At 58.6% G+C, this 13,581-nt stretch carries 12 protein-coding genes and 1 pseudogene; 1 reads left to right on the plus strand and 12 read right to left on the minus strand.

What is annotated here, in order from left to right; genetic code table 11:
* The first annotated feature begins 33 nt into the window (after positions 1 to 33).
* On the plus strand, positions 34 to 1,398 hold the full coding sequence (radA, locus tag JYB85_RS04700; protein ID WP_207381262.1) for a DNA repair protein RadA: 1,365 nt from the start codon (positions 34 to 36) through the stop codon (positions 1,396 to 1,398).
* Positions 1,399 to 1,406: 8 nt separating this feature from the next.
* Here radA and JYB85_RS04705 read toward each other — a convergent pair whose 3' ends face one another.
* The 12 genes and pseudogenes from JYB85_RS04705 to JYB85_RS04760 all read right to left on the minus strand — a co-directional run bounded on the left by JYB85_RS04705 (position 1,407) and on the right by JYB85_RS04760 (position 13,562).
* Positions 1,407 to 1,781: a PilZ domain-containing protein gene (locus JYB85_RS04705; RefSeq protein ID WP_207381263.1), complete on the minus strand. Its 375-nt coding sequence runs from the start codon at positions 1,779 to 1,781 to the stop codon at positions 1,407 to 1,409.
* 176 nt (positions 1,782 to 1,957) lie between these two features.
* Entirely contained in the window at positions 1,958 to 2,935 is a 978-nt protein-coding gene (locus JYB85_RS04710; protein WP_207381264.1) for an AgmX/PglI C-terminal domain-containing protein, read from the minus strand.
* Positions 2,932 to 3,423: an ExbD/TolR family protein gene (locus JYB85_RS04715; protein WP_228730199.1), complete on the minus strand. Its 492-nt coding sequence runs from the start codon at positions 3,421 to 3,423 to the stop codon at positions 2,932 to 2,934. Before JYB85_RS04715 ends, JYB85_RS04710 begins: the two co-directional genes overlap by 4 nt.
* Positions 3,420 to 3,932: an ExbD/TolR family protein gene (locus JYB85_RS04720; protein ID WP_207381265.1), complete on the minus strand. Its 513-nt coding sequence runs from the start codon at positions 3,930 to 3,932 to the stop codon at positions 3,420 to 3,422. Before JYB85_RS04720 ends, JYB85_RS04715 begins: the two co-directional genes overlap by 4 nt.
* On the minus strand, positions 3,929 to 4,624 hold the full coding sequence (locus JYB85_RS04725; RefSeq protein WP_207381266.1) for a MotA/TolQ/ExbB proton channel family protein: 696 nt from the start codon (positions 4,622 to 4,624) through the stop codon (positions 3,929 to 3,931). The genes JYB85_RS04720 and JYB85_RS04725 overlap by 4 nt, the downstream gene beginning before the upstream one ends.
* Positions 4,625 to 4,700: 76 nt before the next feature.
* Entirely contained in the window at positions 4,701 to 4,997 is a 297-nt protein-coding gene (locus JYB85_RS04730) for a hypothetical protein (RefSeq protein ID WP_207381267.1), read from the minus strand.
* Positions 4,990 to 5,553 carry a tetratricopeptide repeat protein gene (locus JYB85_RS04735; RefSeq protein ID WP_207381268.1) on the minus strand — a complete coding sequence of 188 codons (564 nt, stop codon included), beginning with the start codon at positions 5,551 to 5,553 and terminating at the stop codon, positions 4,990 to 4,992. Before JYB85_RS04735 ends, JYB85_RS04730 begins: the two co-directional genes overlap by 8 nt.
* Positions 5,537 to 9,733: a tetratricopeptide repeat protein gene (locus JYB85_RS04740; RefSeq protein ID WP_207381269.1), complete on the minus strand. Its 4,197-nt coding sequence runs from the start codon at positions 9,731 to 9,733 to the stop codon at positions 5,537 to 5,539. The genes JYB85_RS04735 and JYB85_RS04740 overlap by 17 nt, the downstream gene beginning before the upstream one ends.
* Positions 9,730 to 10,230, minus strand: a complete 501-nt coding sequence (locus JYB85_RS04745; RefSeq protein ID WP_207381270.1) for a hypothetical protein — start codon at positions 10,228 to 10,230, stop codon at positions 9,730 to 9,732. Before JYB85_RS04745 ends, JYB85_RS04740 begins: the two co-directional genes overlap by 4 nt.
* 157 nt (positions 10,231 to 10,387) lie before the next feature.
* On the minus strand, positions 10,388 to 10,774 hold the full coding sequence (locus JYB85_RS04750) for a CBS domain-containing protein (protein ID WP_207381971.1): 387 nt from the start codon (positions 10,772 to 10,774) through the stop codon (positions 10,388 to 10,390).
* A 143-nt stretch (positions 10,775 to 10,917) separates the two neighbouring features.
* Positions 10,918 to 12,681, minus strand: a pseudogene (locus JYB85_RS04755) (GNAT family N-acyltransferase); the annotation flags it as partial.
* Entirely contained in the window at positions 12,675 to 13,562 is an 888-nt protein-coding gene (locus tag JYB85_RS04760) for a UDP-2,3-diacylglucosamine diphosphatase (RefSeq protein ID WP_207381272.1), read from the minus strand. The pseudogene JYB85_RS04755 and the gene JYB85_RS04760, both read right to left, overlap by 7 nt.
* Positions 13,563 to 13,581: the final 19 nt, after the last annotated feature.

The raw sequence follows: 13,581 nt of genomic DNA on the forward strand, positions 1-13,581 counted from the left end.
GGCTTTACTTTTTTATACAAATTTTAGTGAGTTATGGCAAAGAATAAAACCGCTTACGTCTGCAATGAGTGTGGCCAGGACTTTCCCCGCTGGCAGGGCCAATGCAGCGCCTGTCATGAATGGAACAGTATCACAGAGGTGCGCCTGGGGGCGGCCACGACGGGCCGCAGCGACAGGTTCAGTGGCTATGCTGGTGCTGCAGCCAGTGAAATCAAGACGTTGGATCAAATCGATCTCAATGAGTTGCCCCGTATCGGCAGCAGTTTCACCGAGTTCGACCGGGTGCTCGGCGGCGGCATAGTGCCCGGCAGCGCCATCCTCATCGGCGGTCATCCCGGCGCCGGCAAGAGTACCCTGTTGCTGCAAACCCTGTGTCAGTTGGCCGAAACCATGCCGGCACTTTATGTCACAGGTGAAGAGTCGCTGCAGCAGGTGGCCATGCGGGCCCATCGCCTGGGCTTGCCGACCGCTAAACTCAAGATGCTGTCTGAAACCAGCGTTGAAACCATTTGCGAAATTGCCCTCAGGGAACAGCCCAAGCTTGTGGTGGTGGACTCCATTCAGGTGATGCATATCAGCGATGTGCAGTCCTCCCCCGGCAGCGTCGCTCAGGTGCGCGAGTCCGCCTCCTTCCTGACCCGCTTTGCCAAGCAGCACGGTATAGCCGTCATCATGGTGGGCCATGTGACCAAGGATGGCAGCCTGGCCGGTCCCAAGGTGCTGGAACACTGTATCGATTGCTCTGTGATGTTCGAAGGCGACAGCGACAGCCGCTACCGCACCCTGAGATCCCACAAGAACCGATTCGGCGCCATCAACGAGCTGGGGGTGTTCGCCATGACCGAGCGGGGCCTCAAGGAAGTGGCCAATCCCTCGGCCATCTTCCTCTCTCGGGGCGATGAAGCGTCCTCCGGCTCCCTGGTAATGGTCGTATGGGAAGGTACAAGGCCGCTGCTGGTGGAGCTGCAAGTGCTGGTGGACAACTCGGCCCTGTCAAACCCAAGAAGGGTGGCCGTGGGTATGGACGCCAACCGTCTGGCCATGTTGCTGGCGGTGATGCATCGCCATGGCGGTCTGCAAATGGCGGATCAGGACGTGTTTGTCAACGTGGTCGGTGGGGTCAAGGTCAGCGAAACCAGTGCCGATTTGACCCTGCTGCTGGCCATGGTATCGAGTTTCCGCGGTGATATTCTGGCGCGGGATCTGGTGGCTTTTGGTGAGGTGGGCTTGTCCGGTGAAATCCGCCCCGTGCCCAATGGTCAGGAGCGGCTGGTGGAAGCGGCCAAACACGGTTTTCGCCGCGCCATAGTGCCGAGGGCCAATGTGCCCAAGCGGCCGCCCGAGGGTATGGAAATTATAGGTGTCAGCAAGCTGTCGGAGGCACTGGCGGCGCTGTGAGTCAGGGGTCAGCTATTGGCCTGCTCGTGCTCTTCGATAAAGCGTTCCAGTTCACGGTACAGGAGATTGGCATCACCCAGATTAAGCTCCAGCATACGTCTTAGGTGGCTGATGCTTTCCACGTCTATGTGCAGGCACTTGAGGCCGAGCAGGCCCAGCTTGCGGTGGATGATTTCGGCTTCCATCTGCAGCTCAATATCGGATTCCGGCAGGGTGAAGGACAGGGTCAGCCTGTCACCCAAAGGCGCAAAATTCCTGGGTTCTTCCACCAGGGCACCGTTGAGACTGAGATCCAGAATGCGGGTGACCCAGCTTTGCGGTGGCTGATCCAGGTTGGCCCGGGTGTCAAACAGGATCCGGGAAAACTTGCGCCTTTCATTCATATTCGCTGTCCTTGTGCTGGGCTGCCGACTTTGCCGTTAAGCATACGCCAACATACGGTTTCTGTAAAAATTCCTGCCTTGAATTTCAGTGTATTGGCTAGGGCTGGTTGACGTTTCGAGATTGAATTTTGTTCGCTCTGGCTACTGCAAAAATAACCCTGAAACGTCCATAAGCCTTAAACCGAAGGGGCAAAATCTATGTGATATTTGCCGTGCCATATCTCGGCGGCCTTGGGGCCAAAGTTCAGCAAGCGGATCCTGGCCAGCAGTTTGCGTTCCAACTCCGGCTGTCCCAGCTCGCTGGACACCAGCTCGCAGCGGGACACGCTGCCGTCGGGCTGGATTTCCAATTCAAATACGAACCTGCCCCTGAGGCCCATCTGACTGCGCAATGCCCGCAGGTAAAGGCTGTAAAATGCGGTTTTGTTGCGATCAAATACCAGGGCGATTTCTTCCTGGGTGCGCACCGACAAACTGCTTCCCACGTCACCGCTGCTGTCATCGGCGGCGGCCCCATCCTGGGTTATTTGGCTGCTGGCAACACCGGCCAACTGAGTACTGACGCTGGCCACTTCCGTCACCGCTATGCCGCCGCTGTCGGCCTTGGCCTTGGCGGTAATGAGATCGCGCCGGGTGGCCTTGGCATCGCCACTGTCGCCATTTTTCAGTGGCGTTGCGGCCAGGGCGGAGAGATCCAGCGCCTGGCGCAGGGTTTTTAGCGAGTCGGCTGCTGCCATGACACCGCTGCGGGCCGCCTTCTCCCTGGCCTTACGCACCTGTTGTTCGCTGGCCTCGGAGGAGAGCTTGGGCTTTTCGCGTTCGGCCCGGGGCTCGGGTTCAGGCGCTTTTTGCTCGACCAGCTCTGGCTCAGGCTGGGGTTCAGGCAGGGGTTCAGGCAGGGGCTCGGGTTCCACGGGTTTGGCGGGCTCGGTCTGCTTTTCCAGCATTAACACCTTGGCCAGTTGCTGTGGCACTTCCTCCAACTTGTCCCGGGTCAGTGGGGGGGCGGTCACCCCCTGATCCAGAAAAACAAACACCAGCAGGACAATACCAACCACCGCAAGCAGCAGTCGCAGCAGACGTTCGGCGCTGCCGGGCTCCTCTGCCCAGGGCAGTACCTGCAGATCGCTTGGGTACAGCAATTGAGCGCTCATTGGCCATCCTTGACCGCTTGGCTGATCACCACCATTGAGATGGCTTCATACCCGGCTTCTGTGGCGGTGGACATGATTTTTTTCAATAGCTTATAGGGTATGGCCTTGTCGCCCATTATGGTGAGGGTGCGCTCTCCCTCAACCAGTGGATGCCGCTGCTGCTGATAGGTGAGCTCATCGAACAAGGGCTGGATCATAGCCTGGGCATCATTCTCCAGATCTGCGGCCTGGGCAATCTTGCGTCCCTGGATACTGATCCCCTGACTGTTGATATGCAGGATCAGGCTGTTGCTGACCGGGGTGTCCACATGGGCCTCCGGCAGGGTCAGTAACTGACTGGGGGGCTGCTGAATATCCGAAGAGTTCACCAGCAGGAAAAACACCAATATGGTGAATATGTCCATCAGTGACACCAGGTTGAGTCCGGGAACCGCTCTTTTTCGGGCCCGCAGCAGACGCCTTTCCTTGGCCGACATGGTCTTGCTCATTGGCTTGCCCCCATGGTTTGCGGCGCATCGCCCAGGCTTACCTGGGGAAAGAGTTCCTTGAGCGTGCGGCGGCCCTGTCCATCAACCCAGATACTGCGGCTGTAGTCCATGGCCTGAATGATGGCTTCATAGGGGGTGTCCGGCTGTGCCAGCACAGTCAGTTGCAGCATATCCGGGAAGCTGAGTTTGATGTTCGCCAGGGCCAGTTGCATGGCGCGAAAATCCCGCCCGCCATTTTCCAGATTGGGAAATCGCTGCAGTGGCCCCCTGAGACGATCGTTCAGCACCAGTCCATCGACGGCCAGAATAAGCTCAAGCTCCGGCTTGTCCTTGGGGGCCGGCGGAGCGGCTTCGGTGGCCGTTTTGGGCAGGCTCAGCTCCAGAATGGACAGCTGGTTAAAGGCCGCCGACAACAGCAGGAAGGGGATCAGCACCACCATCAGGTTGAGAAAAGCGGTAATGTCCAACTCCGGCGCCGCCCTTTGGCGCCATTTGCGCCTGACCGTCATGGTTGCAATGTCACCTGCTGTTTGGTCACTTCATCGATTTCCGTCAGACCATTGTTGGCGTTTTTGTTGATATTGATAAGGTTGTTCAGCTTGACCGTCACTATGTCCATGCTGTCGACAATTTCATTGGTCTTGGTGGAAATAAAGGAGTGCAGCAGCAACAGCGGAATGGCGGTGATAAGGCCAAAGGCCGTGGTATTCATGGCGACCGAGATACTGCTGGAAAGTAGGTTGGCCTTTTCGGCCGGATCGGCATTGGCCACGGCCGAGAAAGCGGCGATCAGGCCCAAGATGGTACCGAGCAGTCCCAGCAGGGTGGCGATATTGGCAAAGGTGCCCAGGAAGTGGGTACGCTTTTCCAGCTGGGGGATGATTTCCACCAGGCCTTCCTCAAGCATCTTTTCCACTTCGTCGACCTTACGCCCCGATACCAAATGGGTCAGGGTATAAAACAGCACCTTGGATATGTGGGCATCGGATCCGCGGACATATTCCAGTGTGCTCTTGACCTTGCCCTGCAACATCAAGGGATGTATGTGCTCCCAGGCGACCTTGTTGCGGCGCTTAATCACCCCCAGATAGAGATAACGCTCCAGCGCTATGGCCAGGCCGATGGCGAGGGTGATCATTATCGGGTACATAAAGATCCCGCCGTTCTGGATGAAGCGAACTATGCTGTAGAAGTATTCCATATTATTTCCAGATACTTACCTGATGATTTGCGGGCGGATTATACCGTCCGGGCGAAGGAATAAACCATGTCCGAGATCAAGGGGAGTCCCTGTTTGGACAGCCCCAGTCGGCTGTCGCTGTGATCACATCGAAGCGACAGGGCAGTTGGGCGGGCTGCCGAACATCCAGGGGGGGCTGTATTCCCGGAAAAGGACTGTCGGCCGCTTTCCAGGGAATGAGGTAGATCACCGCCGGTAACTCCTGATCGCCTGTGATAACAAAGCCGCTGCTGTTGCCCTGGGCAACCGGCTTTGGCGCATCGGTTGTTGCCTCGGCGGAAAGCGGACAGCACAGGGGCAAAATCAGTGACAGCCACAGCCGGGGCTTACTCATTTGCGACCCTCCTGGATAATTCTTCCAGCCAGGGAGTGGCCTCGGTATCACCGCTCTGGGCCAGATACTGGCGGCAGTGAAAGGCGGCCTTTTCCGGCTGCTGCAGGTAAAGGTCGTACAGCAGGGCCAGATTGTAATGGGCGGCAGCGTACCCGGGGGCCTGGGTCAGGGCCTGGCTAAAGTCGGCCTCGGCGGCGCGAAAATCCCCTTCCTGGCGGGCCAGCACGCCGCGAAGATTGAGGGCTTCCGGCATGGGAGCCAAGGCCAGGGCGCTGTCGATAAGGGCTTTGGCCCTGGCGCTATCGCCCCGTTTGTGACTGATGATGGCCAGGTTTAACCTGGCGCCGGGGAGCTTGTCGTCCAACCTGAGCACCTGCTCAAGCAAGGCCTCGGCTCCGTCCAGTTCTCCCTGTTTGAGTTGCCCCATGGCCTGGTTGAACAGTTGCGTCACGGCAGGGTTCAGTTGTGGCCGGGGCTTAGGTGCCGGCGCAGTACTCTGGCAGCCCCACAGCAATACTGTGAGCATCAACAACATTGGCCTAATAAAGTTTTTCAACATAGTCCTCCGTCAATTCGGTTCTGGCGTAGCGGGCCGGCAGCAGGCGTTTGAGCTGCGCCATGCTCTGGGCAATCCAGGGGTTGTAAAGACCCTCGGCAATACGGGCCAGATTCAGCTGGTGTAGGGCTATAGCCTTGTCTTCCAAGGGGAAAACCTGCTCTTCCAGCAAAATCTCGTATTGCTCCAGCTCCAATTCATTCAGCCCTTTGGGTTTGGGGGCGCTGAGCAGGGCTTTGGCCAGATCGCCATACAGCAGGCCCATGTGTAATGTGGCTTCGCAGGCCGGCTCTGCCAGCCCCAGAGATACGACCTGGCTGTAGTGGTCAACCGCCTTGGTCATCCACTTCTGGCGCCGCTTGATGGCCCGCTGCAGATCGCCGTTCAGTAACTGGGCCTGGGCTTCCTGCTTGAAACTGTGGCCCAGCAGCAGGTGCGCTTTGGCAAACTCTGCCGTCAGTTCTCGGGGCTGGCCCATGGCCAACAACTGCTGCAACCTTTGGCGCTTTTCCGCTTCGTTGTCGGTCATGTTCGCCAGGCGCATCCAGGCTTCAGCCATGTCCGGTTTGCTGCCGGCGCCGCTGGCGATAAAGGCCTGGTACTGCTCAGCCGCAGCCTTGGGGTTATTGGCCTTGTCGTAGTCTTCGGCGGCTTGCCAGTGGGCGGCGGCGCTGAGCGCCTTGTCATCTTGCTTGGCAGCCATCCCGGCCAGCACCGCCGCGGCCTTGTTCCAGGCGGCGGTTTTTTCATACAGGAACACCAACTTTTCCGGCACAGTTGCGCTGAGGGCATGATTGGGGAAGCGGCTGGCAAAATCTTCAAAGGCCCTCAGCGCGTCTGGCCAGAGGCCCTGATTCAACTCCAAAGTGGCGGCGTCAAACAGGGCGTTGACGGTGGCGTCCACATGGGGCAGACGTTTGGCCAGGCGCCGGAACAGGGTCAGGGCGTTTTGCACTTCTCCGCGCTCTCGGGCTGTTTCGGCCTGGCGGAAAATGCTTTCCGCCAGGCGGGCCTCGAGCATGGCGACTTGCTCTGTAGCGGCGCCTTTGGCCAGCAGGCCTTCATAGCTTTGTTCCGCCTCGGCGTATTGTTGCAGGGCAAATTGGCTGTGGGCCTTGAGGGTAAGGGCAGAGCCTTGTTGTCCGGCGCTCAGGCTCAGGTCAGCAAGCCGCGCCACAGTGGCCAGTACTTTGGGGTGATCTGCGGCGGCGAAGTATTCTTCGGCAAGGGTCAGTCCTATGGTGCCGGCCGAGTCACTGTGCGGGAATTGTGTCAGATGCCTTTCGGCCAGGGGCTGCAGACGCTGGCGCAGCTCGGGTTCGGCCCCTTGTTTGAGTAGCCCTTGTTTGACTTGCGCTTGCTTGAGTAGCGTTTGCAGCCCTTGCAGAGCCCTGTAGCTGGCAATGTCGGCCTTATCGAAGGGGGGCGCGCCATAGGAGGCCTTGACGAAATAGTCTATGGCCTCGGCGGCGGCGCCGCTGTCATGGAGAGCCTCGGCCAGCAGGTATTCAATCCCGGCATCCGGCTGGCCACTGTGGCTCAGCAGGTTTTGGTACCAGTCGATGGCGGCCTGCCAGTCCTCTGGCCGGTTGTGTTTCTGCGCCCTGGCGTGGTGATAGCGGGCCAGTTCGCCCCTATAGGTTGTCAGCACCTTGTCCATCGTCTGGCGCAATTCGGTCTGAGCCTGTTGGCGGAAGGTGGAGTCCTGACCAAATCGTTTGCAGGCGGCGGCCTTTTCCGGCCACACCAGGGAGGGGAATTTGCCATCACTGTAGGCTTGGATCTTGGCCTGCTGGAATTCAAAGGCGCGCGGAGAGTCCGGATAATTGTCCAGCAGGCTCTGGTAAACGGCGGCGGCATCCTGAAAGCGTGACTTGTTCAGGAAATAGTTTGCCAGCTTCAGTGACAGGGGCTCAAAGAAGGGCGGCAGGCTACCATCGGGGCGTCGCAGGATCTGCAGGCCATCGACGCCATCCAGGTAAGAGAAGGTGATGGCGCTGATCCTGAGTATTTCCTCCAGCCACAAGGCCTGGGCCTGTTGTTCCCGGGAGGACCAATGAAGGCTCAGTAATTCCACAAAGCTGGCGGCGGCCATGGGGTAATCGCCGTTTTTGAACCTGGACCACCCCAGTTTGTAACTGGCCTTGTCACTGAATTCATCCTGCCCGGTTGACTCCAGGGCGGCATAGCTGGCGCTGGCCGCGGCATAGTCTCCGAGGGAAAATTCGGCTTCGCCCTTGCGGAACATCACCTCGCGCCACAGTGGATGGGCCGGGAAGGCGCTGCCGAAACGGCCCAGCAGCGAAAGGGACGCTTCAGTGTCCCCCAACATGTCTTTAACCCGGGCCAATTGATACAGCAGATTGGCATCTTGCTGCTGTTGCAGCAGCTGCTCCAGCAGTTGCCCGGCGCCGGTCAACAATTCGGTTTGGGGCGCAAGCTCAGTGGTTTGCTCCGCCAGGCGCAGACGCAGGTCGGCTTCCTGATACATGGCCTGGCGCCTGAGCCCGGGGGCCTGGGCCTGGCTGCCCAGCTGGCCAAGCAGGGCCTGCAGTTGCGAATAGTCGGGATCCGCCAAGGCCAGTATCTGTTCACCGACTCGGCCGGCACTGGGGCCGGGAGCGGCCGGATCGGCTTCCAGCTTCAGGGTGCTGCTGCTCTTGGCCGCACCATAAAGAGGAGATGCGGCAAGCAATTCCTGGGTCAGGCGCAGCAATTGCGGCTCAAGTTGTGCCAGACGCTGTTGCTCGTCCTGTTGATGGGCCCGGGTCAGTTCATCGGCAAGCAATGCTGTCCTTTGGGTCAATTGTTGCTCAAGCTGTTCCGCCTGTTGGGCACTGGCGAGCAGCTTCAGTTTGATCTGTTGCAGGTGGGTGGCCACCATGGCCTGGCGGTAAATCCTTGGCATTTGCAGCAGGGATTCCAGTTCCTGTTTGGCGCCATCAAGGACCGCATCCGATGGGGCATCCTCTTGCCACCACCTGTGTCCGAAGGCTTGCCCCTGCTCCCAGGTCGACAGGGCGACCAGGAGCCGGTAGCGCACCTGTTGCTCTGCCGGTTGACCGAGCAACTCGGTCAGCAGCTGCTCCAATTGCAATTGCTTGCCGGCCCTGTCGAGGGTCAACCAGGTTTGTTGTGCCTTGGCTGCCATCTTGTCCCTGAGGTCATTCACCGCGGCATTGAGTGCGTCGGGCTCCTTATCCAGCAGCCCGGCATAGGCCCGGGAGCTGGTGGCAGCGGTGGCCAGCCAGTCTTTGAGTTGTTCCGTTCGGCGCTTAAGCAACTCCAGTCGCACCAGGTTGAAGGACTTGGGATTCTTGCCAAGTGGCTGCGCCTGCCACTGGCGCGCCAGCAGTTGCAGCAGGGATTGGCGCAGCTCATTGGCCAGTGCCAGATGTTGGTCCTGGCCAAGCAGGTTCAACAGTTCAGCGGAGGCCTCAATTTGCAGTGGGCTTTCGCGGCGACTGAGCCGCAACAGCGCGGGCCTGGCCCGTTCGGGGCTGTCGCTTTGCAATAATATTTGCGCTTCGGTCCACAGCGCCAGGGCTTGTGCTTCTGCATCGGGGGGCAGGGTGCGCAGCAGCGACAGTGCCCGCTCTTCCTGTCCCAGGGCCGCAGCTATTCTGGCTTGCAACAAGCGCTGAGCGACAGCGAGTGGGCCGTTTACCGGGCTAATTTCGCTCGCCAGTTCGGTCTGGGCCCTCTGCGGCTGTCCCAGCTGTAATAGCGCCATCGCCCTCAGGTAGCTGCCGAGCGTGTCTGTGCCGTCTTGAGGGAGCCAGTCCAACACCTTTTGCCACTGCTGCTGATGTGCCGCCAGCAAGGCACCAAGGCGCCTGGCTGCCGGACTGTCTGTGGCCGTGCTGTCCAGTACCGCCAGGGCCTGGGCGTATTGTCCCTGGTTAAACCAATCACTGGCCAATACCAGGCGTTGGATGGGATCGCCTTTGGCGCGTTCACTTTCTGAGGGTAAGGACAGCAGACCGGTTTTGCCGCTGTGGGCGTCGAGTAAGGTGCCAAACCCCTGGTCGGTTACCGAGGCTGAGGCCTGCTGCCATTGCTCAAACAGCGGGGAGAGCCACTGCCATTGCAGATCCAGTGACTCATCGTTGGCGCGCACCTGGGCCGCACCGCCAAGCAGCAGTGTCAGCAGCCACAGGTATTTGGGACGCCGTTTCACCGTCCGCTCCAGTTAAGCAGCTCTACCTTGTTATTCAACAGGTTGAGACGGATAAACTGGGGGGAGGAGCCCTTATGGAATTGCAGTTCACTGCTGATCACGGGTTGGTTCATGCTGTGCAACAGAATCTTCAGCCTGTGCTCTCCCGGAGGCACCAGGCGGGCCGAAATTGGGGCTATGCCCCTGTCCATGAACTTGAGCAGATCTGCTGTGCTGAACACCCTGTTGGTCACCAATTGCTCATCGAGGAAAACCTCAATGCGTTCCACCAAAATAGCGGCGCCCATTTCCTTGTCGAACATCACAAAGAGCTGATCTTTATCCGGAATGAGGATCGATTCTTCCAGGTCGTAGACCTGTTGCAACAGCGCCAGTGCTTGCTGTTGTACTTGCGTGTCAGCAGCGCCGGCGTTCTGGGTCAGTGCCCAGAGCAGCAGAAGAGAGCGAAGAGCATATTGAGCCTTGAACATACCTGTATTCAGCCGGGCAAGTGCCATATCAGATGCACAATGGGGGCTAAATCTATCACCGAGGCACGGCAGAATTTTTGATCTCACAGGGGGTCATGCCAAGAATCACGCTGAAAACATTACCGAAAACATGGGTATTGTGAAGCGCTTGGCATTTTTCCCGGCCGGCACGGGGCCGGGGCTCTCAGGGATTAATGTAGTGTCTGAGCAGGTCTTTCCAGGTGACTATACCGACCAGGCTGTCGCCATCGAGTACCACCAGGCTGCCGATATTGTGCTGCAGCAGCAATTTGGCGGCCGAATCCACCGACAGGGAAGGGGGAGCGGTCACCGGATTGCGGCGCATAACCTGATGGATCCGTTTGAGCAGGGTATCGAGGTCGCGGTTGGTTTCGCCTACGGCGCCAATGTGGGGGCTGATGGCCCGCAGCAGATCCCGCTCCGACAGCATGCCGGCAAGGTGACCGTGTTCATCCAGTACCGGCAGGTGGTGAAAGGGGGCTTGTTCGAAGATATCCTTGGCCACCATCAGGCGATCGTCCATTTCCACCGTTACCACCCTGGTGCTCATCAGTTGACCTATAGTGTGTGTCACAGGCGTCCCCCGGCAATCTTCCCTAGTAAGCTATCTATATCAGAAGACTGGCTTTTTTGCTAATCCACCCGAAGCGGTAAGATGCTCATGGGGGGATTGGCAGGGAGGGAGGCCTGCGGTCAGCAGTCCGGGTCGGTTTCCGGGCTGAACTCACCCAAATGGCTGTCGATGTAGCGGCTGCGTTTTTTAAACTTAAGGCTGTGGGTATCGACCAATACCAAACCATCGATACAGTCGCCGAAATCCGCGTCTATGCCGAAGGCGGCAAACTGGACCCCGCCTTCTTTGCACAGTTCGCCGTATTGCTTGTACAGGGTCGGAATGGCGGCGCCCATGCTGGCCAGGGTTTGTTTGAGGATGCGAAAGTTTTCCTGGTAATCGAGGCCCGGGTACAGGGCATCAAGCTCCTGATTGCGCTCCGGACTCAATTGCATGGGGGTAAAGGATTGGGCCAGATCCACCCTTGCCGGAAACTGACGCAGATAAAAGTGCATCAGCATTTCCTTGGCGCCGGCGGGCAACTGATTGCTGATGGATACAGGGCCAAAGAGATAGCGATACTGGGGATGCCTGGCCAGGAATGCGCCTATGCCGTACCAGAGGTAATCCAGGCTGCGTTTGCCCCAGTATTTGGGCTGGACGAAGCTGCGGCCAAGCTCCAGCCCCTGGGCGAAATAGGGGGCGAAGGCCTCGCCGAAACCGAACAGGGATTGGCTGTAGAGTGACTCCGGCCCTTGCAACTCATGAACCCTGCTGGCGCTGGCGAAACGGTAGGCGCCGACGATTTCCAGCGCCTCTCTGTCCCACAGTACCAGGTGTTGGTAATAGGGATCGTACTTGTCGGTGTCGCGGCGCTTGCCGGAGCCCTCGCCCACGGCTCGGAAGGCCACTTCCCTGAGCCGACCAATCTCTCGCATTATGGGGCTGGCGCCGTTGTGTTCGTAGAGATAAATCTGCTTGTTGTCCTGGGTTTGCCCCAGCAATTGGCACTGATTCAGCGCGGATTGCAACTCGGCGCGGGACTCGGGATGGGCAATGGCGCTCTGGGTACGGAACAGTGCAGGGCGGTTTTTGCCTATGCGATACAGGTGGTTTTTCAGCAGCCCAACCTTGGTCTTGATGTCAAAGTCATGGGTGTTGAAGGCATCGAAGGGAATAAGCTCACCGATACGAATCGGCATATTGCGTTTGCTCTGGCGGAACATTTCTTTTACCAGCAGCAAACTGGCCAGGGGCTTGTAAATCATCGAAGCGCCGTAGAAGGCGGCGGAGTTTTTGGCATCGGCATACATGGGCAGCAGCGGGGCGCCGCAGGACAGGGCCATGCGCAGGAAGCCCGAGTGCCAGTGGGTGTCACGCACGCCGTTGGGCCTTAAGCGTGAGACTTCGCCTGAGGGGAAGATCAGCACTGCGCCTTCGTTTTGCAGGTGCTCATGGATTTTCTGCAGGTGTTGCCTTGGGGTGCCGCCGCCCATGTTGCGTACCGGCAGCAATATGGAGTGCAGCGGTTTCAGTGCCATCAGCAGTTCGTTGGCCACCACCTTGATGTCCGGACGCACTTCGCTGATGAGCTTGATCATTGCCAGGGCGTCGAGGGAGCCTATGGGATGGTTGGCAAAGATCACCACCCGGCCTTCGCTGGGAATATTTTCAATGTCCTTATCCGGCACGCTGAAGCTGAAGTCAAAGCTGGCCAGCACCTGCTCGACAAAGTCCACCCCTTGCAGGAAGGCGAACCTATTGGCGATGTCGTTGCATTCCTTCTCGTTCAGCAGGTAGCGCAACATGGCCTTGGTGGGCCGGGCCAACCAGGGGTTTTGGTTCAGCTTGGGGAGGTTTTCGGCGACGACATTATCGACGGTAAAAATCATGGGATTCACCTTGTTTTAAACAATCCGGTTTGGTGGCTGTTTGCACCGAGCAGTTCAGCCGTGTGCAGACAGATTTCCTGTTCAACCCTGGGACCCTGCAGGCCTTCATCCCAGCGCAGCAATTGCAAGGTGCCTTGGTGGGTTTCGGCAACCAGGGTGCAGTTTTCAATCCAGTCGCCGTCATTGGCATAGATAAAACCGCCGTGGCTGGACAGTGAGGGTTGATGTATGTGGCCGCAGATCACCCCGTCCATGGCCTGGGTCCGTCCGTGGCGCACTGCGGCGTCGCGGTAGCGACTGATGGCCTGTTGCGCCTTGCCTACCCGGCGCTTGAGGTAACCTGCCAGGGACCAATAGGGGTAACCGAGGCGGGCGCGCCAGTGGTGCAGTTGCCGATTGAGGAACAGCAGCAGGTCGTAGAGATGATCACCCAGACGGGCATAGAAGCGGCCTATGCAGACCTCGGCATCAAATTGATCCCCATGAACCAACAGCAGGCGTTTTCCAGTGGGACTTTGATGCACATAGTGCCCCTGCAGTGCCACCTGCCAGACGGTCAGGCCCGTGTAGGGTTTAAGCAACTCATCGTGATTGCCCGGGATGTAAATCACCTCTGTGCCTGCGCCGGCCAGGGCTATCAGACGCCTGAGCAGCAGGTTGTGATTTTCGGGCCAGAAGATACGCTGTTTCAGGGCCCAGAAGTCTATGATGTCCCCCACCAGATACAGCTTGTCACAGTGGACTTTATCCAACAGTGCCTGCAGAAAGTCCGCTTTGCAGTCCTTGCAGCCCAGGTGAATATCCGACAGCCACAGGGCGTGAAACCGGGCTTTGTCAGCTGAATCTTTACCCTGGCTGATACTTTTCAAGGGGCCTGTCTTGGCATCTGGCATGGGCCACTGTCTCCTGCAG

Source organism: Shewanella sedimentimangrovi (assembly GCF_017354965.1).
Taxonomy (GTDB): Bacteria; Pseudomonadota; Gammaproteobacteria; order Enterobacterales; family Shewanellaceae; genus Shewanella; species Shewanella cyperi.